At 37.2% G+C, this 25,135-nt stretch carries 17 protein-coding genes; 13 read left to right on the top strand and 4 right to left on the bottom strand.

What is annotated here, in order from left to right:
• The first annotated feature begins 13 nt into the window (after positions 1–13).
• The 9 genes from AC5XHR_RS04140 (at position 14) to AC5XHR_RS04100 (ending at position 16,744) form a co-directional block, all read left to right on the top strand.
• Positions 14–2,839, top strand: coding sequence for a SusC/RagA family TonB-linked outer membrane protein (locus AC5XHR_RS04140; RefSeq protein ID WP_495949511.1), 2,826 nt, complete (start codon positions 14–16; stop codon positions 2,837–2,839).
• Positions 2,840–2,849: 10 nt separating this feature from the next.
• The gene (locus tag AC5XHR_RS04135; RefSeq protein WP_495949510.1) at positions 2,850–4,328 is read left to right on the top strand and encodes a RagB/SusD family nutrient uptake outer membrane protein; all 1,479 of its coding nucleotides are present in this window, start codon (positions 2,850–2,852) and stop codon (positions 4,326–4,328) included.
• 22 nt (positions 4,329–4,350) lie between these two features.
• Complete coding sequence (locus AC5XHR_RS04130; protein WP_495949509.1) at positions 4,351–5,196, top strand: LamG domain-containing protein; 846 nt, start codon at positions 4,351–4,353, stop codon at positions 5,194–5,196.
• Positions 5,197–5,241: 45 nt separating this feature from the next.
• Positions 5,242–6,621, top strand: coding sequence for a glucoamylase family protein (locus AC5XHR_RS04125; protein ID WP_495949508.1), 1,380 nt, complete (start codon positions 5,242–5,244; stop codon positions 6,619–6,621).
• 61 nt (positions 6,622–6,682) lie between these two features.
• Positions 6,683–8,056, top strand: a complete 1,374-nt coding sequence (locus AC5XHR_RS04120) for a glucoamylase family protein (RefSeq protein WP_495949507.1) — start codon at positions 6,683–6,685, stop codon at positions 8,054–8,056.
• Between the two features lie 17 nt (positions 8,057–8,073).
• Complete coding sequence (locus AC5XHR_RS04115) at positions 8,074–8,793, top strand: carboxylesterase family protein (protein WP_495949506.1); 720 nt, start codon at positions 8,074–8,076, stop codon at positions 8,791–8,793.
• Positions 8,794–8,800: 7 nt separating this feature from the next.
• On the top strand, positions 8,801–11,128 hold the full coding sequence (bglX, locus tag AC5XHR_RS04110; RefSeq protein ID WP_495949505.1) for a beta-glucosidase BglX: 2,328 nt from the start codon (positions 8,801–8,803) through the stop codon (positions 11,126–11,128).
• A gap of 127 nt (positions 11,129–11,255) precedes the next feature.
• A complete protein-coding gene (gene purB, locus AC5XHR_RS04105) occupies positions 11,256–12,683 on the top strand; it encodes an adenylosuccinate lyase (protein ID WP_495949504.1) in 1,428 nt (475 codons plus the stop codon).
• A 371-nt stretch (positions 12,684–13,054) separates the two neighbouring features.
• Complete coding sequence (locus AC5XHR_RS04100; protein WP_495949503.1) at positions 13,055–16,744, top strand: phosphoribosylformylglycinamidine synthase; 3,690 nt, start codon at positions 13,055–13,057, stop codon at positions 16,742–16,744.
• 94 nt (positions 16,745–16,838) lie between these two features.
• Here AC5XHR_RS04100 and AC5XHR_RS04095 read toward each other — a convergent pair whose 3' ends face one another.
• A complete protein-coding gene (locus tag AC5XHR_RS04095; RefSeq protein ID WP_495949502.1) occupies positions 16,839–17,192 on the bottom strand; it encodes a diacylglycerol kinase family protein in 354 nt (117 codons plus the stop codon).
• Positions 17,193–17,458: 266 nt separating this feature from the next.
• Here AC5XHR_RS04095 and dnaN point away from each other — a divergent pair, with 266 nt between their 5' ends.
• The 4 genes from dnaN to AC5XHR_RS04075 all read left to right on the top strand — a co-directional run bounded on the left by dnaN (position 17,459) and on the right by AC5XHR_RS04075 (position 22,861).
• Positions 17,459–18,586, top strand: a complete 1,128-nt coding sequence (gene dnaN / locus AC5XHR_RS04090; protein WP_495949501.1) for a DNA polymerase III subunit beta — start codon at positions 17,459–17,461, stop codon at positions 18,584–18,586.
• 73 nt (positions 18,587–18,659) lie between these two features.
• A complete protein-coding gene (locus tag AC5XHR_RS04085; RefSeq protein WP_495949500.1) occupies positions 18,660–19,934 on the top strand; it encodes a hemolysin family protein in 1,275 nt (424 codons plus the stop codon).
• Between the two features lie 4 nt (positions 19,935–19,938).
• Positions 19,939–22,341: a phenylalanine--tRNA ligase subunit beta gene (gene pheT, locus AC5XHR_RS04080; protein ID WP_495949499.1), complete on the top strand. Its 2,403-nt coding sequence runs from the start codon at positions 19,939–19,941 to the stop codon at positions 22,339–22,341.
• 115 nt (positions 22,342–22,456) lie between these two features.
• Positions 22,457–22,861, top strand: coding sequence for an META domain-containing protein (locus AC5XHR_RS04075; protein ID WP_495949498.1), 405 nt, complete (start codon positions 22,457–22,459; stop codon positions 22,859–22,861).
• 64 nt (positions 22,862–22,925) lie between these two features.
• On the opposite strand, the gene AC5XHR_RS04070 is transcribed toward AC5XHR_RS04075, so the two are convergent.
• The 3 genes from AC5XHR_RS04070 to bla all read right to left on the bottom strand — a co-directional run bounded on the left by AC5XHR_RS04070 (position 22,926) and on the right by bla (position 25,123).
• Positions 22,926–23,162 (bottom strand): DUF8828 family protein, encoded by a 237-nt coding sequence (locus AC5XHR_RS04070; protein WP_495949497.1) that lies wholly within the window; start codon positions 23,160–23,162, stop codon positions 22,926–22,928.
• Between the two features lie 101 nt (positions 23,163–23,263).
• Positions 23,264–24,154 carry a 3-hydroxybutyryl-CoA dehydrogenase gene (locus AC5XHR_RS04065; RefSeq protein WP_495949496.1) on the bottom strand — a complete coding sequence of 297 codons (891 nt, stop codon included), beginning with the start codon at positions 24,152–24,154 and terminating at the stop codon, positions 23,264–23,266.
• A 63-nt stretch (positions 24,155–24,217) separates the two neighbouring features.
• Positions 24,218–25,123: a class A beta-lactamase, subclass A2 gene (gene bla / locus AC5XHR_RS04060; RefSeq protein WP_495949495.1), complete on the bottom strand. Its 906-nt coding sequence runs from the start codon at positions 25,121–25,123 to the stop codon at positions 24,218–24,220.
• Positions 25,124–25,135: the final 12 nt, after the last annotated feature.

Below are 25,135 nucleotides of genomic sequence, written 5' to 3'. Positions count from 1 at the left end.
ATTGTTAACTAGTATGAGAAAAACGACATTAAAATTGTCGTGCCTAATTGCAGCATTCTATTTTGGGAATGACATGATGGCACAACAAACGCCAAGTGACACTACGTCTCGAGAAACAAAGATCGAGGAAGTTGTCGTGATTGGGTATGGAACAGCCAAAAAGCGTGACCTTACTGGCTCTATTGCTAGAGTACAAGGGGATGTAGTTGCAGATAAACCTGCATCTAACCCCGTAAACTCTTTGCAGGGTAAAGTTGCAGGGCTTTCTATTGTTAACTCTGGTCAACCAGGTTCACAAGCCGATGTAAGAATTAGAGGTACGGTATCTATTAATGGGGTGAATCCCGTTTATATTGTAGATGGTGTATTTGCTAATAATATTGATTTCCTAAACCCCGCGGATATTGAATCGATGGAAATTCTAAAAGATCCATCGTCTCTTGCAATTTTCGGTAGCCGTGGTGCCAACGGAGCTATCATTGTAACCACTAAACGTGCAAAATCAGGAAAAACAACAGTGAATTTAACTTCTTCGATAGGAGTGAAGTCGTTGGATAATCGCCCGAATGTCACAAATGGTGATCAGTTTAGAACGCTTTATAATGAAGATCTAGCAAACCAAGGTCTTGCACCTTATGCTTTATTTGATTTATTTAATGCAAATACAAATTGGGTTGATGTAATACGTAAAAAAGGACCGATTATTTCGCAACACAATGTGACTATTTCTAACGGTTCTGAGAAAAACAGAGTAAGTTTTTCATTCGGTTATCAAACAGAACAAGGAAATATTAAGTATGAAGATTATAATCGTATGACGATGAAGTTTAACGACGATCTTAAAATTACCAATGGGTTAAGAGCTGGATTTGGTTTTACAGGATCGTACGCAAATCTTCCACAAACTCGTGGGTTTGAGTCTTCTTTAAATGCTACGCCTGTAGTTGCACCTATCAACACAATTGCTGGTGATTATTATGGGTTGTACAACTCGTTACCACAGCAATTGGGGGCAGCACAAATTGGGAACCCTTTAGCTTTAGTTGAAGGTCATAAATATACACAGTTAAACAAAGATTTCCAGTTTAACCCGAATGCGTATGTGGAATTTGATTTTGCAAAGAATTTTACATTCCGTTCTAGCTATTTCGTAAATTATAGAAATGGTACTGGAAGAGGATATCAGCCTGTGTTTAATATTTACATTCCAGAAACGAATTCCGTTTCTCCATATTCAGGACGAATCTTGACGAACATTAATCAGTTTGAAAACAGAGATCTTACATTCCAACAAAATCAACTCCTTACTTACAAAAATAAGTGGAATGAGCATGAATTAACTGTGATGGCTGGTTTCGAGACGATTAATAGAGAGTATAATAGTATGTCTGGAAACGCAAGAGGAAGTTTAACAAATCCGCTTGGGCAAATTCCGAATAACAAAAGATTCTGGTATTTACATTCTGATTTTGTAGATTCTACAACAAAAGAAGTTAATACTTCGGCTTACAAAACAAGACAAGTTTCGTATTTAGGAAGAGTTTTGTACAACTATGCAGGGAAATATATGCTAAACGGATCTTTACGTAATGATGGATCTTCTGCTTTAGCATCTGGAAATAGATTTGATTGGTTCTGGTCGGTAGGAGCTGCTTGGGAGGTGACTAAGGAAGATTTTATGGCTAATGTAAAAGGATTGGATCTTTTAAAAATTAAAGGATCTTATGGTGACTTAGGAAACCAGTTTACGCCTTACAATTATTTCGGATATCCGTACTATATGGAAGGGGGAACAGGTGTATTTAATGGAAACCTTTATCCAGCTTTTATTAAAGCCTATGAGGAATCTACGGATTTATCTTGGGAGCATTTAAAATCCTATGAAGTGGGTATTGAAACCATGTTTTTTGGACGAAAATTATCTTTTGATGCAACTTACTATAATAAGAAAACAGAAGATTTACTGAATTACGTTCCAGGTAACCCGAACTACTTTATGAACGCAGGTTCTATTGAAGCAAAAGGTTTTGAATTTACTGCAGGTTGGAAAGGGAAAGTTTCTCAAGACTTTAGTTACTTTATCAATGGAAACTTAACAACGACGAAGACTAAAGTTTTAAGTACACTAGAAGATGGTTATGAAGTGTATTACAATCCTTCTATCTATAAAAAAGGATTGCCAGTAGGCGCATTTTATGGATACGTTGTTGATGGTCTTTATCAATCCTATGCTGATATCTTAGGTTCTCCTGCATCAACTATTGGAGATGTTGGTCCTGGTGATTTCAAATATAAAGATATCAATGGTGATGGTAAAATTTCACCAGATGATAGAACGGTGATTGGTAACCCAACTCCAGATTTTACGTATGGAATTAGCATTGGTGCAGACTATAAAGGTCTTTTTGCTAATGTAGATTTTTACGGAGTATACGGAAACGAAGTGTTTAGAAACTGGGGTAATGGAAACTCGTTTGCACCTTTCAATTATAGAGAAGATCGTATGGATCGTTGGACGGGAGCTGGAACGTCGAATTGGGAACCAAGAAGCTATTCAGGAACATCATATAACAGAGAGAATTCAACGTATATGATTGAAGATGGAAGTTTCTTTAGAATTAGAAATATCCAAGTAGGATATAACTTTGACAAAGATTTGGTTTCTAGATACAGCCTTCAAGCTTTGAAATTATATTTCAATATTCAGAATTTGAAAACTTGGGATCATGTTAATGGATTTACACCAGAATTTGGTGGTTCTGCAACCGAATTTGGAGTAAACAGAAGTGGGTATCCTAACCCAAGAATTGTGAGTTTTGGTATTAACGCAACTTTTTAACGAATCAACAATGAAAATCAATAATTATAAAAAAATAGTAGTAACAGGTGTACTTTCTATCGCGGCTTTGTCTTTCCAAAGTTGTTCTGATGAATGGCTAGACCTGAAACCTGAAGGACGTCCCGTAGGAACAGAAGTTACTGTAGGAGGATATGAAGCGCAAGCTTTCGGATTATATGCAAGTATGAGAACGGAAAGTGGAGTAAGTGATTTTTCCTATGTATGGACGCACTCTATTCGAGCAGATGATGCTGATAAAGGAAGTACCTCTACGGACGCCTCTGCGGATGGTAATGTATTTGATAATTTTGGATATGTAGCAACGAACGGCCATATCAAAAATGGCTGGAATGGACATTATAAAATTATTTATGATGCGAATGAGCTAATTAACGAAGCCGAGGCATCTGGAGATACAAGTGATGGAACGAAAATCAATATTGCAGAAGCTAAAGCAATTCGTGCTTATTGTTACTTCCAGTTACGTCGTGACTTTGGAGAAGTACCAATTAACTTGAAAACAATCGACGTTCCTAAAGACGAAGTAGCAGCTAAAAACACAATTGCAGAAGTAGACGCTCAAATTGTTAAAGATTTAACAGATGCGTTAGAGTATCTTCCAAATCAATGGGCAAGTGCGTATCTAGGTAGAGCAACCAAAGGTTTTGCAAATACAATTCTTGCGAAACTGTATATGGTTCAGAAAGATTATGCTAAAGCACAAATTGCTGCAGAAAGTGTTATTAATTCAGGGGTATACGCTTTGAACACTTCATATGATACAGAATTTACAAAAGCGGGAAACAATTCAAAAGAATCCATTTTTGAAGTTCAAAAAACATATGATTTTCCAACGAAATATTCCAATAATTTTTATGAAAGTCAAGGTGTCCGTGGTTCTGGAGCTTGGGATTTAGGATGGGGCTTCAACGTTCCATCAGTAGGCTTGGTAGCAGCATACGAAAACGGAGATTTGCGTAAGAAAACGACAATTCTTACCTCTGGTGGTCCGGATATTTATAATACGCCAGGACTTACGCTTCCAGATTCGCCACCATTAGCTCAGAAATATTGGAATGGTAAAGCTTACACGTTGCCAGCGGAGAGAACACAATATGCGCAAACAAAAAACCATTGGGAGAATATTAAAATTTTCCGTTATGCAGATGTTTTGCTTATTGCAGCAGAAGCAGCAAACGAATTAGGACAAACAGCAAAAGCAGCGACTTGGGTTAATGCGATTAGAACTCGTGCAGGTTTGGCTAACACAACAGCAGGGGATCAGGTTTCTATTCGTAACGCTATTAAGCAGGAAAGAAGAGTTGAATTTGGTATGGAGTTCGAAAGATTCTATGACCTTGTTCGTTGGGGGGATGCTATTACAGTTTTGGCGGCAAAAGGCTACCAAGAGCGTAATAAGTATTTCCCAATTCCTCAAGAAGCGATTGACAAATCTCAAGGTGTTCTTGTACAGAACCCGAATTATTAATTTTTTTTAAAGAATAATCAAAATGAAACGAAATATTTTTAAAGTTTTAGGTATTTTTTCTTTAGCAGCAATGGTTTGGAGTTGTCAAGAACTTGATCGTCCCGAACTTCCAGCTGATTACCCTAAAGATGCGAATGCTCCAGGAGGACCATTAAAATTCTATACCGCTTTTGATGGAACAGGTGAAAATGCATTAATGAATGCTGTGGATAGTATTCGTGCAAAATTTCCATCAAGCAATCCATTGGCTTCCATTGATGGGGTTAGTGGTAAAGCAGTTCAGGGGGATAAGTATAAATACATCAAATATACAAGTGCAAACGATTTTGCGCAAAATGCAAAAAGTTTCACGGTTTCTGTTTGGGCGAAAAAAGGAAAACTTCAGACCGATCATATCTTTAGTATGCCTACAGCAGCTTCATACCACTGGTCGGCGGGATCTATGTTTTTGTTAACAGAAGGTACGGTAGCGACACCTGCAGTGAAGTTTTTTGTGAAAGATGCAACTTCGGAAAAGTGGTTTGAATGGGTGAATGCGAATGCTGTAACCGGTTTTTATGACGGAAATTGGCATCATCTAGCATTTGTTTATGATGCCGCTACTTCCAAAATGACATTGTATTTTGATGGAAAAGCCCATGCTTACGTTCCGGAATGGACAGGGCACGGTAATATACTTCTTGAACCTAGTAAAATTACAGGTCTTAAAATCGGAGCGGGACCGCAAGAGTTCTCAGCAGCAGAAGTGACAAATCAGGCGGATGACTGGTTGAAGAACGGATGGGCTGGAGGAATAGATCAATTCCGAATGTATACTTCAGCGCTTTCAGCTGCAGAAGTTTCCCAATTATTTACTAAAAAGAAATAATCATTAAAGGGGAAGTTTTTACTTCCCCTTTTTTATCATGAAATTATGAAGAAACTTTGCGTTATTTCAATAATTAGCTTGTTTGCAATTGGTTGTAGCAGTGATTCTGGTGAAGGTGTTACACCCGAACCGCCTGTTGTTGTCCCACCTAAGCCAACGTATTCGGATGCTGAACTTCTCACCATGGTAAAAGCCGATGTTTTAAAATATTTTTGGGACTTTGCCGAATCCAATTCGAAACTTGCTCGCGAAAGATACCATACAGATAATCCTGGCAATGATGCGCAAACAATAACTACTGGAGGCTCTGGCTTTGGTTTAATGACGATTCTTGTGGGAGTTAAGAATGGTACGATTCCTAGAGCCGAAGCTGTTTCTAGATTAACTACCGCTCTTAATTTTTTACAAAAAGCAGATCGTTTTCACGGTGCTTGGCCGCATTGGATCAATGGATTAACTGGGAAAGTTATTCCTTTCGGAGCGGATGATAATGGTGGTGATTTGGTGGAGACCGCTTTCTTAGCACAAGGTTTAATAACGGTTCGTGAATATTTTAAATCATCAACAATTCAAACAGAAAAGGACTTGGCAACAAAAGCTGATGAACTTTGGAAAGGAATTGAGTGGAATTGGTATACTCAGAACCAAAATGTTTTATACTGGCATTGGTCACCAACTTCGGGATTTGCTAAGAATATGAAAATTCAAGGATACGATGAAACGCTGATTACCTATGTTTTGGCAGCATCTTCTCCTAGTTTTTCAATTTCAAAACAGGTATATACGCAAGGGTGGGCAAGAAGTGGGATGATCAAATCAGGAAGTGTTCAATATGGTATTCCAACGGTTGTTGCTCATAATGGTCAAAATGGAAATGTAGGACCTATGTTTTGGTCTCAATATTCCTTTTTAGGATTAGATCCGAATGGCTTATCCGATGATTTTGTTAATTATGGTGATGTGGTGACGAATCATGCTAAAATTATGGTTCAATATGCCGTTGCTAATCCAAAAAAGTGGAACGGTTACGGAACTAAAAATTGGGGATTAACCGCAAGTTATACTAGAAATCAAGATGGAACTACTGGGTATTTAGCGCATTCTCCAAGTAACGATACGGGAGTAATTTCTCCTACCGCGGCACTTTCTAGTATGCCTTATGTGTGGACAGAAAGTATGAATGTCCTTCGATTTTTATATAATGAAAATAAAGATAAATATGTAGGAATTGCGGGTCCTTATGATGCATATTCTACACATTTTAATTGGGTTACACCGCGATATTTAGCAATTGATCAAGGGACAATAGCCCCGATGATTGAAAATCATCAAACAGGTTTTTTGTGGAGTTTATTTATGAACGCTCCTGAAATTAAAGTTGGATTAACAAAACTAGGTTTCCATTCCTCAAAATATGGGTTTTAGGAAAGTGGTTTTCTTATCTTTGTTCGAATCCTAATTTTTGAACGTATGTAAAATTGAATGTATGAAGTTAAAGAATGTTCTTATTACAATAAGTGTAGCGTCATTATTTGCCGCGTGTACACCTCAAATCTCTAAATCGAATACGGAAACCGTAGTTTCCAAAAATGTTTCAGACCAACAACTTATGGATTTGGTTCAGAAGCAAACGCTGAAGTATTTTTGGGATTTTGCAGAACCGAATTCACTTTTAGCACGAGAGCGGTATCACGAAGATGGGGTTTATCCTCAAAATGATGCTCATGTCATTACAACTGGAGGTTCGGGTTTCGGTTTGGCAACGATTTTAGTGGGTGTAGAAAGAGGTTTTGTTCCTCGAAAAGATGTGGTGAAACGGCTTTCTCACATGATGGATTTCTTAGCAAAAGCCGATCGTTTTCATGGTGCTTGGTCGCATTGGATCAATGGTGAAACCGGAAAAACCGTTCCTTTTGGAAAAAAAGATAATGGCGGCGACTTGGTGGAAACGGCTTTTTTGGCTTCGGGAATACTAATGGTGCGTGAATATTTTAAAAACGGAAATGCAGAGGAAAAAGCATTAGCAAAAAAATGCGATGAGCTTTGGCGTGGTATCGATTGGAATTGGTACACGCAAGGCCAAAACGTTTTATATTGGCATTGGTCTAAAGAATACGGTTGGGAGATGAATCATAAGCTTCAAGGTTATGATGAAACGTTGATTACGTATATTATGGCGGCAGCTTCTCCAACGCACTCTATCAAACCAGAAGTTTATTATCAAGGTTGGGCGAGAGACGGAAAGTATCTAACAGACAAGAAAAAATATGGATTGCCTTTAGTTGTAAAACATAATGGCGCCGAAGAATATGGCGGTCCACTTTTCTGGGCTCAGTATTCCTACATTGGTTTAGATCCTCGTGGTTTGTCCGATAAAATGGTGAAAAATTTCTGGGATGTGACGCGTAATCACGCGAAAATTAACTATGAATTCCATGTTGAAAATCCTAATAAATTTAAAGGCTATAGTTCAAATTATTGGGGAACAACGGCTTCCTACACGAGAAATGCAGATGGAAGTGTTGGCTATACAGCGCACCAACCGAATAATGATAACGGGGTGGTTACGCCAACTGCGGCGTTAAGCAGCTTCCCGTATACGCCAAAAGAATCGATGGCGATGCTTCGTTTTTTATATACGGAACATCCGGAATTTATTGGTTCTGCAGGGCCGTATGATGCAACATCGTTGCAGTATGATTGGGTAACGAAACGGTATTTAGCAATCGATCAAGGGACGATTTCGCCGATGATTGAAAATTATCGTACGGGTTTATTATGGAAATTAATGATGAATGCACCTGAAATTCAACAAGGATTGAAGAAGTTAGGTTTTCATTCAACGCAATATGGATTTTAATTTAAACTAAATTGAATATGTTGAAATCAATTTTTATAGGTCTTTCGCTTTCTTTTGTTGGACTTTCGTTCATGCAAGCTCAAGAAGTGAAAGCTAATTTTAACAAAGAAGTTAAAGAGCAGAAAAACATTTCGTATATTTTAGATTATCCAAAAGATGCGAAAGGTTCGGTTCCGCTGATGGTTTTTTTACATGGAGCTGGCGAAAGAGGAATTGATTTGGATAAAGTGAAGGTGAACGGACCTTTCAAATACAAAAATTTAATGATGGAACCGGTGGCTATTTTAGCGCCACAATGTCCTTCAAATACATGGTGGGATACGGATGCAATCTACCATTTGATTAAAGAAATTCAGTCGAAATACAAGATTGATGCTTCGAGAATTTATCTTACCGGCCTATCTATGGGCGGTTGGGGAACATTAACTCTTGCAATGGAGCATCCTGAAATGTTTGCTGCTGTGGCTTCGGTGTGTGCACCGACAGATCGTGTAATGCAAGCGAATATTCATCATTACAAAGATTTGAATATGAAAATTTTTCATGGCGGAATGGACGATATCGTTCTTCCAGAAAATGCATTCAATTTTTATCAAAAACTACGTCCTATAAATCCAAAAGCCGAATTGGTGATTTTTCCTAATGATAATCACAATTCTTGGGATTCTACCTATTCGGATCCGAAACTTTACGAATGGATGTTTTCACAGAAAAAAGTAAGTACAACCTCAAAATAATGGTATAATGAAAAGATTAATTGTAGTAGCCTCTGTTTTGCTGGCATCGGTATTCCCGGCGCAAGAATTGGTACATAAGCCGGTTCAGAGTTTTCAAACCGCGCAATATCAATCCAAGAAAAAAGCGTTTATCGATAATTTAGTAGCCAAAATGACTTTGGACGAGAAAATCGGACAACTTAATTTGCCAACCTCTGGAGACTTTACAACGGGGCAAGCGCAAAGTTCGGATATCGGTAAAAAGATTGAACAAGGCTTAGTTGGAGGGCTTTTTAATATTAAAGGAGCAGAAAAAATTAAGGCAGTACAAAAAGTTGCTGTTGAAAAAAGTAGATTAAAAATTCCGATGCTTTTCGGGATGGATGTCATCCACGGATACGAAACTACGTTCCCAATTCCTTTAGGTTTGGCAGCTTCGTTTGATATGGATTTAGTACAAAAATCTGCTCAAGTTGCGGCTAGAGAATCTGCAGCAGGCGGTATCAATTGGACATTTTCACCCATGGTGGATATTTCTAGAGAACCTCGTTGGGGAAGAGTTTCCGAAGGTTCGGGTGAAGATCCATTCTTGGGAAGTGAGATCGCAAAAGCAATGGTTTACGGGTATCAAGGAAAAGATTTGGCAGCAGATCAAACGATTTTGGCTTGTGTTAAGCACTTTGCCTTGTATGGAGCTCCAGAAGGTGGTATGGATTATAATACGGTTGATATGAGTCATATTCGTATGTTTAATGAGTATTTTCCACCGTACAAAGCGGCTGTTGATGCAGGCGTAGCTTCGGTTATGGCTTCATTTAACGAAGTAGACGGGATTCCTGCAACAGGGAACAAATGGCTGATGCAGGATGTTCTTCGTGATCAGTGGAAATTTGGTGGTTTCATCGTAACTGATTATACAGGGATTAACGAAATGATCGACCATGGAATGGGAGATTTGCAGCAGTCATCAGCTTTAGCAATGAATGCGGGAATTGATATGGATATGGTTGGTGAAGGTTTCTTGAAAACGTTAAAAAAATCTCTTTCCGAAGGAAAAGTTACCGAAGCTCAAATCACACTTGCGGCAAGACGAATTTTGGAGGCAAAATACGATTTAGGTTTGTTTGAAAACCCATACAAATACGGCGATCCAAAAGTAGAAGCGAAAGAAGTTTACAGCAAAGAAAATCGTGAAATTGCACGTAATGTTGCTGCAAATTCAATGGTTTTATTGAAGAATGAGAACAACGTTCTTCCTTTGAAAAAATCAGGAACGGTAGCGGTAATCGGGCCATTGGTGAATAATTCGCTTAACATGCCTGGAACTTGGAGTGTTGGTGCAAAACATGCCAACGCAATTTCGTTGATGAAAGGTTTGCAAGATACATTTGGAAAGGATGTTAAATTCATTTCTGCTAAAGGTGCGAACGTGGATTACAGCGAAAAATTAGAAAATGTTTATGCAGCTCACGGAAAGTTGACGGATAGAGATAGCCGTTCGAAAGAAGTGATGTTAAAAGAAGCGGTTGAAACGGCAAACAAAGCAGATGTTATTGTTTTAGCAATCGGCGAATCAGCGGAAATGAGTGGTGAGTCGTCTTCAAGAGCAGAAATCACAATTCCTCAATCTCAAGTGGATTTATTGAACGAGTTGAAGAAAACAGGAAAACCAATTGCGGTTGTCTTGTTTACAGGTCGTCCATTGGCTTTAACGAATATTAAAGATACACCAGATGCGATTCTGAATGTTTGGTTTGCGGGTTCTGAAGCAGGTCATGCGATTGCAGATGTTCTTTACGGAAAGGTGAATCCTTCAGGAAAACTTCCAATGACGTTCCCAAGAAGTTTAGGTCAAGTTCCAATTTACTACAATCACAAAAATACAGGTCGTCCATTGAATCAAAATTCGGTGGAAAAATGTCAGTACGATCGTTTCCGTGCGAATTATATGGACGAGTGTAATACGCCTTTGTATCCGTTTGGATATGGGTTGAGTTATACGAAATTCAATTATTCAGATGTAGCGGTTTCCAATACAAACCCAAAAGGAAATCAAACCATTCAAGCAACGGTAACGGTTACTAACTCTGGGAATTACGATGGTACTGAGGTTGTTCAGTTGTACATCCGTGATTTGGTTGGAAGCGTAACACGTCCGGTAAAAGAGTTGAAAGGTTTTCAAAAAGTTTTCTTGAAAAAAGGAGAAAGCAAAAAAGTAACGTTTAACATTACACCAGAAGAATTGAAATTCTACAACAGCCAATTAAAATTTGATTGGGAAGCTGGAGAATTTGATGTGATGGTCGGAACTTCTTCCGCAGAAGTGAAAACAACACGAATTAACTGGTCAAAATAATCGATATTTTAAATAGAAAATGGGCGTTTTTCCTTTGAGAAACGCCTTTTTCTTTTCCTAAAATTTCCACCAAAATATTTCGATAGAAATCACTAAATTTGTACATCTAAAAAAGTAAAAAGAAACAATGAATTCCTACAAAAATCCTCTTGAAGAACGCTACTCAAGTGAGGAAATGCTTTACAATTTTTCCCCGAATAATAAATTCAGAACTTGGAGACAATTGTGGATTGCATTGGCAGAAATCGAAAAAGATTTAGGCTTAGACATCACAGATGAGCAAATCAATCAATTGAAAGAGCAAGCAGAAAACATCGACTTTGATGCGGCTGCGGCTTATGAGAAAAAATTCCGTCATGATGTGATGGCGCACGTTCACACGTATGGAGACGTTGCACCGTTGGCGAAAGGAATTATCCATTTGGGGGCAACTTCGGCGTTTGTGGGAGATAATACAGATTTAATTCAAATCCGTGACGGTTTAAAAATTGTGAGAAAACAATTGGTAAACGTGATCAAAAAATTATCAGATTTTTCGATTAAATATAAAGATATGCCAACTTTGGGCTTCACGCATTTCCAACCTGCGCAGTTAACCACGGTGGGGAAGAGAGCGACTTTGTGGCTTCAATCTTTGATTTTGGATTTTGAAGAATTAGAATTTTTCTTAGAAACCTTAAGATTCCGTGGTGTGAAAGGAACTACAGGAACAGCAGCAAGTTTCTTGGAGCTTTTTAATGGCGATTATTCCAAAGTAAAACTTTTAGATAAAGAATTGTCAAGAAGATTCGGTTTCGAAAAAGTTTTCGGTGTTTCTGGACAAACGTATGATAGAAAAATTGATGCAAAAGTGGTGGCTTTGTTGTCAAATATTGCTCAATCTGCCCATAAATTCACGAACGATTTACGTTTACTTCAAAACTTAAAAGAAATTGAAGAGCCGTTCGAAAAAAACCAAATCGGTTCATCAGCGATGGCGTACAAGCGCAATCCAATGCGTTCGGAAAGAATCGGAGCTTTAGCAAAATACGTGATGTCGTTGTCGTCAAGTTCGGCGATGGTGGCTTCTACACAGTGGTTTGAGCGTACTTTGGATGATTCAGCAAACAAACGTTTAACAATTCCGCAAGCATTTTTAGCGATTGATGCCATCTTGTTGATTTGGAACAACATTATGGACGGTTTGGTAGTGTATGAAAACCGTATCCACAAACATATTATGGAAGAATTGCCGTTCATGGCGACAGAATATGTGATTATGGAAGAAGTGAAAGCAGGCGGCGACCGCCAAGAAATCCACGAAATTATCCGCGTTCACTCAATGGAAGCATCTAAGAAAGTGAAAATGGAAGGCAAAGAAAACGATTTAATCGAAAGATTAATGAACGATTCTTCCCTGAAAATGGACAAATCGAAGATTGCGGAAGTAATGGACCCGAAAAACTTCATTGGTTTTGCGCCGATACAAACGGAAGAATTTATCCAAAACGAGGCGAAGCCTATCACGGATAAATATTCGGATTTAATTGGTCTTGAAGCAGATTTAAAAGTATAAATTTGATGCAGTCTTGTCGGCTGCATTTTTAATTTTTATTTGAAATTAATTTTCGTGGTTTGGGGAATATCAAATCTCGAATTTAGAATCTCAAATTTTGTTATGGCAGCTATTTCCGCCCTCCGTTCCCGCTTTTATTATTTTTTTTGCAAAAAATAATAAAGAGCTCCACTCAGGTCGGGCTGCGAAAAACATACCGCAAAAAAAAAGTAGAAATACAACGTCAGTTCGAGTGTTTTTCTGAACAAAGTGAAGAAAAATGTATCGAGAACTTTTATTAGAACTTCTCGATACGAATTTTTCAAATTCTACTCGAAGTGACGAAATAGTAAAAAAATCTAATATCTGATGTCTAACATCTAATATCTAAAATGAATAAAAGAATTTTTGTAGAAAAGAAAGGCTTGTTTGATGTGGAAAGTCCAAAGATTTTTTCGGAAATCTTGAACGTCGTTCCCAACATCGCAAGCGTGAAAGTTTATAATGTTTACGATATTTTCGGAATTGAAGATGCCGATTTCCAAAAGGTGGTGAATTCTACTTTTGTGGATCCAGTGACCGATATTCTGCACGAAGAAAATCCTGCGAAAAACACCTTTTTTGCAACTGAATTTCTTCCTGGTCAATACGACCAAAGAGCCGATTCTGCAGAGCAATGTATCTCTTTGTTGACGCAAAATGGCAACGCAACGGTTAGAAGTGGAAAATTAATTGAACTTTCTGGAGTTAATGATTTAGATTTGGTTAAAATCAAGGATTTGTTGATTAACAAAGTAGAATCTAAGGAAAAAGATTTATCCAAATTAGAAATTCCAGCTGAAAACGAACCACAACCTGTTATCGTTTATGAAGGATTTGTCGACTTTACAAATCAACAACTTAACGAATTTTACAATAAGCATGGTTTTGCATTTGGATTGGACGATTTAGAGTTTATTCAAGCACATTTTAAATCGGAAAATAGAAATCCTACAGAAACCGAACTTAAAGTTTTGGATACGTATTGGAGCGACCATTGCCGTCACACGACTTTCGAAACAGAGTTAACGGAAATTGAATTCAAAGGTCAGTTTAAATCGACTTTAGAAACTATTTTCAATGATTATTTAGAAAAAAGAAAATTCTTAGGACGCGAAGAAAAACCAATTTCCTTAATGGATTTGGGTACTATCGCGGCCAAATATTTCCGCAAAACAGGGAACTTGGAAAACCTTGTGGTTTCAGACGAAATCAACGCTTGTACGATTGAAATCGAAGCTGAGTACGATGGTAAAAAAGAACCTTGGTATTTATTATTCAAGAATGAAACGCATAATCACCCAACGGAAATTGAGCCTTTTGGTGGGGCTTCAACATGTCTTGGTGGCGCAATTCGTGACCCTTTGTCGGGTCGTGCGTTTGTCTATCAAGCGATGCGTTTGACGGGTGCTGGAAATGTTTTAGAACCAATTTCAGATACAATTGCTGGGAAACTTCCTCAAAGAACGATTACTAAACAAGCTGCAAACGGCTATTCATCGTACGGAAACCAAATCGGTTTGGCGACAACTTTAGTGAACGAGATTTACCACGAAGGTTACAAAGCCAAAAGAATGGAAGTTGGTTTCGTAGTTGGCGCAGTTCCGAAAACGTGGGTTCGTCGTGAGAAACCTGAAAATGGCGACATAGTGGTGCTTTTAGGCGGTGCAACAGGTCGCGATGGTGTTGGTGGAGCAACGGGAAGTTCAAAAGAACAAGACGAAACCTCTATTCATACGCTTTCTACGGAAGTTCAGAAAGGAAATGCCGTTGAAGAACGTAAAATTCAGCGTTTGTTTAGAAATCCTGAGGTAACGACTTTAATCAAAAAATCAAACGATTTTGGCGCAGGTGGCGTTTCTGTTGCGATTGGTGAAATTGCAGATTCTTTGGAAATTAATTTGGATGTTTTGCCTTTAAAATATGAAGGTTTGAACGGAACTGAATTGGCGATTTCTGAATCTCAAGAAAGAATGGCAGTGGTTATTGAAGCAAAGGACGAAGCGAAATTCATTGAGTTCTGCGAAAAAGAAAACATCAAAGCGGTTGTGGTTGCGAAAGTGACTGATTCTGGAAGAATGCAAATGTTCTGGAAAGGCAATAAAATTGTGGATTTGAGCCGTGATTTCTTGGATACGAACGGTTGTGCAAAAACGCAAACGGTTGAAATTTCGCACTTAGAACCTGTAAAAACAGAAAAAATAGAGTTTACAGAAGAGAATTTTGTAAACATTTTAAAAGATAAAAATAACGCTTCACAAAAAGGATTGTTAGAAATGTTCGATGCTTCGGTTGGGGCGACGACGGTTGCAATGCCTTTGGGAGGGAAATATCAGTTGACAGAAATGGAAGGCTCGGTGCAAACGCTTCCAATTTTGAATGCTGAAAACATAGAAACCGTTTCTTTGGCAAGTTGGGGATTTGATGCCGATATTTCGAGTCAAAACTCGATGGTTGGTGCTGCAAATGCTGTTGTAGAAAGCGTTTCGAAAATCGTTGCAATGGGTGGCGATTACAAAAAAATCCGTTTGAGTTTCCAAGAATATTTTGAAAAATTAGGAAATCAACCTGATAAATGGGGCAAACCAATGGCGTCGTTGTTGGGAGCTTACAATGCGCAAATGAATCTTGGATTGGCTGCAATCGGCGGAAAAGACTCGATGAGTGGGACGTTCCAAAATATTAATGTTCCACCAACTTTGATTTCTTTTGCGTGTGCAAACGGTGTAAAACGTCATATTATTTCGCCAGAATTTAAATTGGGTGGAAATCATTTGTACCATTTTTACCATCAAACGGTCGAAAATGGACTTCCAAATTATGAGGTTTTAAAAGACGTTTACGAGTTTATTCATGATGGGATTTTACAAAAAACCATTGTTTCTGCAAAAACCATCAAAGAAGGTGGAGTAGCGGTTGCATTGGCGAAAATGGCATTTGGAAATAATCTCGGAGCGACTGTTTCTTTAGAGGAAAATCAAATTTTAGAAAAAAATATTGGTGGTTTAATCATCGAATCTGTTGAAGAATTATCGCATCCGGCTTTACAAAAAATCGGAAATGTTGTTGATAATTCAGTTTTAACAATCAACAATCTCGAATCTCAAATCTCAAATCTGAAATCCAACTTCGTTGGTACTTTCGAAAACCTTTTCCCGACTTCGGAGAAAGAGAAAATTGTTGTCAATATCGATGAAAGCTTAAATTCTACAAGTCCAAGAACAATCAATATTAAGAAACATGGTTTAGCAAAACCTAAAGTTTTCGCGCCAGTTTTCCCAGGAACGAACTGCGAATACGAAACACAAAATGCTTTCAGAAAAGAAGGTGCGGAAGTTTCGAGTTTGCCGTTAATCAATCTTGATTTTAATAAATTAAATGAAAGTATTGATGCTTGGGTAAAAGAAATCGCCCAATCTCAAATTTTAGTTTTCTCAGGAGGTTTTTCTGCGGGTGACGAGCCAGATGGTTCAGCAAAATTCATTGTGAATGTTTTGAAAAACCAAAAGATGAAAGACGCCGTTCATGCTTTATTGCAACGCGACGGAATGATTTTAGGAATTTGTAACGGTTTCCAAGCATTAGTGAAATCTGGATTGCTTCCTTATGGTGAAATCCGTGATTTGGATGCAAATTCTCCAACTTTGGCGCACAACGCCATTGGAAGACACATTTCTCAAATGGTGAATGTGAAAGTCGTAAACGAAGATTCTCCTTGGCTAAAAGGCATGAAAGGTTTGGAATATACGATTCCGATTTCTCACGGTGAAGGTCGTTTTATGGCTTCAGAAGAAGTGTTGACAGAACTTTACAAAAACGGGCAAATCGCAACACAATACATCGATTTTGATGGGAATATCGCGCACGGAATGCCGTTCAATCCAAATAATTCTTTATTCGGAATTGAAGGAATCACGAGTTTAGACGGAAAGATTTTCGGAAGAATGGGACATCCAGAACGTTTTGCAGAAGGTTTAATGAAAAATATTCCAACGGCAAATTATCATAATATTTTCAAAAATGGAGTGGAGTATTTTAAATAATTTGAACTGATTTTTTCAGTGGATATAATAGTTTCGGGCGCCGCAGGCGCCCGAAACTGTTTTTTATAATAAATCGATTTTATTTCAAAAAAAACTAGAATAAATACGGCTTGTAAATTAAAATTCCAACCACCACGGCGCAAATACAAACAATGGACACCGCTCCTGCGGCAATGTCTTTAACCGCTCCAATACGTTTATCGAAATTGGGTTCAACAAAGTCGCAAAGTTTCTCGATGCTGGTGTTCAGGGCTTCAAATCCGATCACCATAAAACAGCAAATTAAAATAATGGAAGCGTCCACGCGATCTAATTTTAAACCAAAAATCAAAGCAATGTTAACTACTAATGCAGCGCAATGGATTTTAATATTTCGTTCTTCTTTTAGAGCGAGGAGAATTCCGTTTCCAGAATGAATAAAGCTTCGAAACAAAGAAGGTTTCTTCATGGTACGAGGTATTTGAACGGATAAAAGTACAAATTTAATCAGAAAAGAAAGTTAACATCAGTTATTACACCGCAGAAATTTTCGATGCTTCCATCAACGATTACAAAAATGTCAATATTTTAGATAGTTTAAAACTTGATGAATAGAACGATTGCTTTGAAATTTACTAAATTATCAGTCTATTGTTGAAAACTCTAAGTGCTTAATAGTTATTATTCAAGGCCAATTAATTATATTTGTACAATTATATATTTTTTAAGCAAAGTATGAAGTTTATTGTTTCAAGTGGTGAATTGCAGAAAGCACTGCAAACCGTAAGCGGTGTTATTTCAAGTTCTCAATCGAGACCTATTTTAGAAAATTTTCTATTTGAATTGGACCAAAATAATTTGTCCATTACGGCATCAGATGGGGAAACTACCTTGATTACTTCTTTGGAAGTGAAGTCGGATGACAAAGGAAAAATTGCAGTTCCTGCAAAGATTTTTCAAGATTTTGTAAAAACATATAACGAGCAACCTTTGACGCTTTCAGTGAAAGATAACGAAGAGGGAACTGGCAAGCAGTTGGAAATTTTGGATGAAAAAGATAATTTCGCGGTGGCATTAGACAACGAAGAAGATTATCCAGAATTGCCAGAATTTGATGCTGCGAAAAGTGTAACCGTACCTTCAGGAGTTCTTTCTGAAGCATTAAGCAATACGTTGTTTGCAACGAGTAACGACTCTTTACGTCCTGTTATGACGGGAGTTTTATTTCAGTTTGGTGAAAACGAAACCAACTTCGTGTCTACTGATTCTCACCGTTTGGTGGTATACAAGAGAACGGATTTAATTTCGGAACCAATGGAGTTCATCATGCCGAAAAAACCGCTTTCAATTTTCAAAAATATTTTAGCAAATGCGAATGATGATGTGAAAATTGAATTCAGCGATAACATGGCGAAATTCTCTTTTGGAAATCATATTTGGATTTGCCGTTTAATTGATGGGAAATACCCGAATTATTCTGCGGTAATCCCGAAAGAAAATCCAAACTTGTTAACGATTAACAGAAACTTGTTGTTAAGCGCTATTCGTAGAGCTTCTATCATGTCTAACAAATCCACGAACCAAGTTCGTTTCAAATTATCGGGAAATATCCTTCATCTTCATGCAGAAGATACAGAGTTTGCAAACAAAGCAGACATGCAGATTCCATGTGATTATAACGGTGAAGATATCAATATTGGTTTCAGTTCTAAGTTCTTAACGGAAATGCTTTCTGTTTTAAGTGCAGACGATATCACGATGAAGATGTCGCAACCGAACCGTCCAGGAATCATCGAGCCAATTGATGGTTTAGAAGAAAACGAAAATATTTTGATGCTTTCAATGCCGGTCATTGGGATGTAATAGATCATAATAAGAATTGTTTTTGAGATTTGGATGGAAGTTCAGATCTCAAATTCTTTTTAGATAAACCCTTATGGAATTAATCATCATTGTTATTTTGGTTTTGTTGAATGGCGTTTTTGCAATGTCTGAAATTTCCTTGGTTTCGTCTCGGAAATTCAAATTAGAGAATGCAGCTAAGAAAGGAAGTAAAGGAGCAAAAGCAGCGTTATCTCTCACGGAAAAACCGGCGAGATTCCTTTCAACAGTACAAATTGGGATTACGTTAATTGGGATTTTGCTCGGGGTCTATTCTGGCGAGGCTTTAAGCGGTCACGTTTCTGCTTTGCTAAGTAAGATTTCATTTTTGGCGCCGTATGCAGCTCAGATTTCAGGACCAATTGTCGTTGTTTTTATCACCTATATTTCCATTGTTTTTGGTGAGTTATTTCCAAAGCAACTAGGAATGACATTTCCTGAAAAAACTGCGGTGATTATTTCGCAACCGATGCGATTGTTGTCTTTGATTACATCTCCATTTGTATGGTTGTTGACAAAGACAAACGAGTTTCTTTTAACGATTTTTGGAATCAAAAAAACAATCGATTCTCGAGTTTCTGAGGAAGAAATTAAATCTATTGTTAAAGAAAGTGCCGAAGGTGGCGAAATTGAAGATATTGAACATGATATTGTAGAGCGTGTTTTTGAATTAGGCGATACCAAAGCCAATTCCTTATTCACCTACCGAAATCAGTTGTTGGTTTTTGATTTGGAGGATACGTATGAAGAAGTGATTGCAAAAATCAAAGAAGAACCGCATTCCGCATATCCTGTTACCGAAGACGGAAATTTGGATAAAATTGTTGGGATTGTTTTGATGAAAGATATTTTTCTTCATGCATCGATGGAGAATTTCAACCTTCAAAATTACATGAAAAAGCCTGTTTTTGTAACGGAACATACGACGGCTTACCGAATTTTAGAATCATTTAAAAAACAAAAAATACATTACGGAATCGTTATCGACGAATACGGAAATACACAAGGAATGCTTACCATGGACGATGTTATGGATGCGTTGCTTGGCGATATGTCCGAAGATGATTATGACGAATTCAGAATAACACAAAGGTCAGAAGACTCGTGGTTGGTTGATGGGCAATTTTCTTTGAAAACATTTTCCAAAGAATTTCCAATCGATATTCCTGAAGAGGTTCTGAATAACATACAAACCGTTGCCGGATTTATTTTAAATCAAAGTCCTGAGCTTCCCGATGTGGGAGATTCAATAGAATTTGATAATTTTGTATTCGAAATTATAGATAAAGACGGTCAACGAATTGACAAAATTTTACTGACGAAAAGATAACATAATGAAGATTTCTAACAATTGGCTTAAAGACTACATTAAAACCGACTTAAAAACTGAAAAAATAGGAGAATTCCTTACGGATATTGGTCTAGAAGTAGAAGGTATTGATACGTTTGAGAGTATCAAAGGAAGTTTGGAAGGGATCGTTGTAGGAAAAGTACTTACTTGCGATAAACACCCGAATGCAGATAAATTGAAGAAAACAACGGTAGACGTTGGTTCTGGAAAAATTTTAAATATTGTTTGTGGCGCTCCTAATGTGGAAGCAGGACAAACGGTTCCTGTCGCTGTGGTAGGAACAAAAATCTATGCAAAAGACGGTAGCTTTTTTGAAATTAAAGAAGCGAAAATCCGTGGCGAAGTTTCTCAAGGAATGATTTGTGCCGAAGACGAGCTTGGTCTTAGCGAAGATCATGCTGGAATCATGGTTCTGGACGAAACGAAATATGAAGTAGGAAAAAAAATTGCTGAGTATTTTGAGTTAGGAAAAGACGAAGTGATTGAAATTGGATTAACGCCAAACCGATCTGATGCGATGTCGCATTATGGAGTTGCAAGAGATTTGCACGCGTATTTGGTTTCGAATCAAATGAAATCAGAATTCTTGAAAGTGAAGTCTGAATCATTAGAAATTGAAGGTCAACATGAGTTTTCTATCGAAATTGAAGATGAAGCTATTTGTCCACGTTATATGGGTGCGGTGATTGAAAATGTTAAAGTTGCAGATTCTCCGGCTTGGCTTCAAAATCGTTTGAAAGCAATTGGTTTGTCGCCAATTAACAATATCGTAGATATTACAAATTATATTCTTCATAGTTTAGGCCAGCCTTTACACGCTTTTGATGCGTCTAAAATTGCAGGTCAAAAAGTGAAAGTTGGCGTTTTACCAGAAGGAACTTTGTTTACAACGTTAGATGGAGTAGAGCGCAAAATTAAAGGGCACGAAATCATTATTAAAGATGGAAATAATACACCAATGTGTTTTGGTGGCGTCTTCGGAGGTTTAGATTCTGGAGTTTCTCAAGAAACGACTACAATCTTCTTAGAAAGTGCGTATTTCGATCCTGTGGCGATTCGAAAATCGGCTAAGAGTCATGCTTTTTCTACCGATGCATCATTCCGTTTTGAACGTGGTGTTGATCCAAATTTAACGCGTACGGCATTGACTCATGCGATTAAACTAATTGAAGATATCGCTGGTGGAAAATTAGTAGGTCCTATTTTAGAGCAATATCCAAAGAAAATTGAAAATCATTATGTGATTTTACGTTTTTCGAAATTGGAGCAAATTTTAGGAGTGAAAATTCACCGTGAGAAGATTAAAGAAATCTTGAAATCATTAGAAATTTCTGTTTTAAATGAAATTCCAAATGGTTTAGAATTGTCTATTCCGGCGTATAGAGCTGATGTAACACGAGAAATTGACGTTATTGAAGAGGTTTTGCGAATTTACGGATACAACAAGATCGATTCACCTAAGAAAATATCATTTACTCCCGTAAAATTGAGTGCTGAAGATCAAGATGCACTAGAAAATTTCTGGGCGAGATTGTTGCAAAGCTACGGTTTCCACGAGGTTATGAACAATTCTTTAACGGCTGAGAAATATGTAAGTGAAAATCCAGTGAAATTGTTGAATCCTCTAAGTTCGGATTTGGCGTTTATGCGAACATCTCTTCTTGAAGGGATGTTGGAGAATGCAGCGTACAATATCAATAGAAAAAATCCGGATATTAAGTTTTTCGAATTGGGTAAAATTTACCACAAGACGGAAGAATATTTAGAGCGTAAGCAATTGGCTGTTTTAGTTTCGGGAAGAGATGTTGCGGAAAATTGGTTGACTCTAAAATCAACAACAAATTTCTCTCATTTGAAAGGCTATGTTGAAGTTTTGCTTGGGAAATTAGGACTTTCATTAACTGAAAAGGCAATTGAAGATTTCCGTTTTTCAGATGCCATGGTGTTTGAACATGAAGGAAAAGTTGTCGCTAGAATCGGAAAAGTATCCACTTCGTTGATGAAAGAATTTGATATCGATCAAGAATGCTTCTACGCTGAGATTGAATTGGAAACAGCACAAGAGCTTCGTTCAGCAAAAGCGTTGAAGTTTGTTGATATTCCAAAATTCAATAAAATTAGAAGAGATTTGGCGTTGCTTTTAGATAAAAATATTTCGTATTCCGAATTGTATGAAGCGGCGAAAAAGAATAAATCACCGTACTTGAAAGCGATTAATTTGTTTGACGTCTACGAAGGGAAAAACCTTCCAGAAGGGAAAAAATCGTATGCTTTGAGTTTCGAATTGTTGAATGAAGAAAAGACTTTGGAAGATAAAGATATTAACGAAGTGATGAATTCATTAATTAAAACGTATGAGAAGGATTTCGGTGCAACATTACGTTAAAATCGAGTATTTCAAAATATTATTTACTAAAACACTGAAATTTCAGTGTTTTTTTTATTTGAATACGATTTTATACTGGTTTTTTGTACCTTTGATCAACCTAAAAAGTAATCTTATGAAAAATGTATTCATATGTCTGTTTGCAGGAGCGGTTTTGGCATCTTGTACAGCTACATCATCTACTTCAAAAGTAGGAAAAGCGCAGCCTTCTATTGCAAACTCTCAATGGGTTTTAGCGGAATCTGTGAAAGGTAAAACGCCAACTTTAAACCTAGAAAATGGAAAGTTGACGGGTAACGCTGGATGTAACAATTATTTCGGTGAAGTGGTTCTGAATCCTTCTGCTGGAGGTTTTACAGCTGGGAAAATGGGATCTACAAAAATGTTTTGTGATAATATGTCTGTTGAAGATAATTTCTTGAAAGTTCTTAGTGAAGCAAACCGTTATGTGGTTTCTGGAACGACTTTGGAGCTTTACAAAGACGGACTATTGTTAATGAAATTGAACAAAAGCAACTAATATTTTAGTTTTAAGCATAAAAAAAGGAACTCAACCGAGTTCCTTTTTTTATTTTAATTACGAATTATTCTTCGTCTTCTTCGTATTTTGCAAGTTCGTCATCACACCATCTGAATGCTGCTTCTACTACTTTCGTTGCTTCATCCGCCATGGTTTCTTCGTCGTCGCCTTCTAAATCATCAAGCCACTCAACTTCTTCCTCTTCAACGTTCAAGATAAAACGCGGATATTCTGTATGCACTACGAATAGATCTTCAGGAAATTCTGTGTTATCTGCTAATAAAAACTTAGGTAATTTCATTTGTAAAAGATTTTAACTTGATTCAAAGATACTAATTTTATTGAAAAACGATGAGTCTCTGAATTTAATTTTTGTCAATTATTTATCTCGAAGTTTTTCAATTACTTCGCAAACATTTTTGCTACTTTTTCAGCCTTTTTTGATTCGGAATAATCGTAGAAACCTTCACCCGACTTTACACCTAATTTTCCTGCCATCACCATGTTTACTAATAATGGATTTGGAGCGTATTTCGGATTTTTAAAGCCGTCGTACATCACATTCAAAATCGCTAAACAAACGTCCAAACCAATAAAATCTGCTAATTGAAGCGGGCCCATCGGATGAGCCATACCTAATTTCATCACGGTGTCGATTTCTTCAACGCCAGCAACGCCGTTGTATAATGTTTCTATAGATTCGTTAATCATCGGCATTAAAATTCTGTTGGCTACAAAACCTGGATAATCATTCACTTCAACAGGAACTTTTCCTAGTGTTTTGCTCATTTCGTAAATCGAATCAAATGTTTCTTTTGACGTAGAATACCCCTTAATGATTTCTACCAATTTCATAATAGGAACTGGATTCATAAAATGCATTCCGATTACTTTTTCGGGACGTTTTGTTGCTGCGGCAATTTTTGTGATAGAAATAGAAGATGTATTGGTTGCTAAAATGCAATCTTGAGGTGCAAATTCATCCATTTGACCGAAAATTTTCAACTTCAGATCTTGGTTTTCAGTGGCTGCTTCTACGATAAGATCAGCGTTGGTTGCTGCAGATTTTAGGTCTGTAAACGTTTTAATGTTCCCTAAGGTTTGATTTTTTTGCTCTTCGGTAAGATTTCCTTTCGCAATAATACGATCAAGATTGGTCGTAATGGTTTTTAATCCTCGATCTAGAGCTTCTTGAGAAACATCCACCAAACTCACTTGGAAGCCTGTTTGCGCAAATGTATGAGCGATTCCGTTGCCCATAGTTCCTGCTCCAATAACGACAATATTTTTCATTTTTTAGGTTTAAAATTTAAGCCTAAATGTACGTATTTACGAGGAATTATGAAAATGAGAAACTTACTTCAAATGAAAGAATAGCCCTTTTTGTTCTTGGTTAAAATAGTCCCAAACAACTTTTGAAGCATCCGAAATTAACTTACAATTGGTTTCCCAAGATTCATTAGAGTCCTTTACAAACACGGTAATTGCATATCTTTTTCCGTTAGGAAGTGTGATTATTCCCGCATCATTTTCTGCTATCGTTAAATTTCCTACATTCCCTGAAGATCCAGTTTTATGGGCAATCAAAGTTCCTTTTGGAAGTTGTTCTTTTAACTTATTAGTTCCTGTAGACGTTCCCAACATGATTTTCATAAGATAATCGGTTGATGATTTAGCAAGGATTTTTCCTTTCGCAAAAACCGAAAGAAGCTGAGACATGGATTGCGTCGATGAATAATTTGGGTAAAGATATTCCACGCCTTTATGCATCCATTCTTCGTTGTATTTTATTTGAAAATTTTTTACGCCTTTCGAATTCATAAATGCTTGTACCTTCTCCGTTCCACCAAGCATACGTAATAGAATATCACAACCATTATTGTCGCTTTTTGCGACGGTGTAATCGATAATTTGGTTCAAAGTTAATTCCACATTTCCATTAGGATAGTCGTCTCGAATTGGGCTGTGTGTGTTCTCTAATAAATCACTTTTCTTGACTAAAATTTTCTGATCTAATTTGAATTTTCCTTGATCAACTTCATTTAAAACGGTTGCTGCAATATGAAATTTGAAAACACTTAGCATCGGTAAATGCTCTTTTGCATGAGAATTATTGAATTCAAACGGGAAATCAATTCCTTTTACAGAAATGCCAATCGTGGCTTTTTTGTCTTTTGTAAGTGCGTTAAGGTTAGATTTTAAGCTGTTTTTTTGTGCCAAACAAAAAACGGGTAGAAGGAGAAAAAGAAGGAATTTATTCATGTATCGAAAATA

The organism is Kaistella sp. CFF1-2, from assembly GCF_059509915.1.
The sequence above is the reverse complement of the archived record's forward strand: the minus strand, read 5'-3'. Positions and strand labels throughout refer to the sequence as shown.